Source organism: Amycolatopsis sp. SID8362 (assembly GCF_010550475.1).
Classification (GTDB): Bacteria; Actinomycetota; Actinomycetes; order Mycobacteriales; family Pseudonocardiaceae; genus Amycolatopsis; species Amycolatopsis eburnea.
This window is the reverse complement of sequence record NZ_JAAGNB010001092.1, coordinates 1-776: the sequence shown is the minus strand read 5'-3', so window position 1 is coordinate 776 and position 776 is coordinate 1. Positions and strand designations below refer to the sequence as shown.

Here is a 776-nt window from a genome sequence, read left to right as displayed (position 1 = left end):
GTACCTGGTCGCCTTCGACCTCGACCGCGCCGGCTGGCGCACCTTCCGGGTCGACCGGATCACCGGCGTGCCCGCCGCGAGCTTCCGCTTCACCCCGCGCGAACCCCCGGCCGACGACCTCGCGGCGTACGTCTCGCGCCAGATCTCGTCGGCGCCGTACGCGCACCAGCTCGTGCTGCGCGTGGCCGCCCCGGCCGAGGAGGTCGCCCGGCGCGTCCCGGCGACCACCGCCGCCGTCGAGCCGATCGACGAGCACGGCTGCCGGGTGCGGACCGGCGCGAACACCCTCGACACGGTCCCGTACTACTTGGCTCAGTGGGGGTTCGACTTCGTGGTCGAGGAGGCCCCGCCGGGTCTGGTCGAGCGGCTGCGGGAGGTGGCGGAGCGGTTCGCGCGGGCGGTGGGCTAGGCCGGATCGATCCGGACGCGGTCGCTTTCGCCGTCGGAAAGGAACGCCGCCAGCGCGCTGCCTTCGGCCGTAGTCTCGGCGCGTTCGGCTTTCGCGAACCGCCGCAGCGGCCGGACCACCACGGTGTCGTCGTCGACCGTCCAGGTCGCCGAGACCCGGCCGTCGAGGAGGAGCACCCGCTCGCCGGCCACCGAAAGCCCGCGGTGGGCGTCGTCGATGATCCGGCTGCGGTCGTCGTAGCCGAGGATCGCGTTGTCGAACGCCGGCAGGAACCGCGCCGGCGCCGGCGTGCCCGCGTCCGGGCGCGGGGCGTCCGGCAGGTCCAGCAGCTCGCGGCCGCGCTCGTCGCGGAACACCACCAGCTCGT

At 74.9% G+C, this 776-nt stretch carries 2 protein-coding genes; one reads left to right on the top strand and one right to left on the bottom strand.

From position 1 onward, the window contains the following. The coding region (locus G3I65_RS34000; RefSeq protein ID WP_160699729.1) for a WYL domain-containing protein at positions 1–409 on the top strand (409 nt) is incomplete at its 5' end. Here the strand turns inward: G3I65_RS34000 and G3I65_RS33995 are convergent. Further along, positions 406–776, bottom strand: a 371-nt coding sequence (locus tag G3I65_RS33995) for a DNA glycosylase AlkZ-like family protein (RefSeq protein ID WP_160699728.1), incomplete at its 5' end; no start/stop codon positions are given. The genes G3I65_RS34000 and G3I65_RS33995 overlap by 4 nt on opposite strands.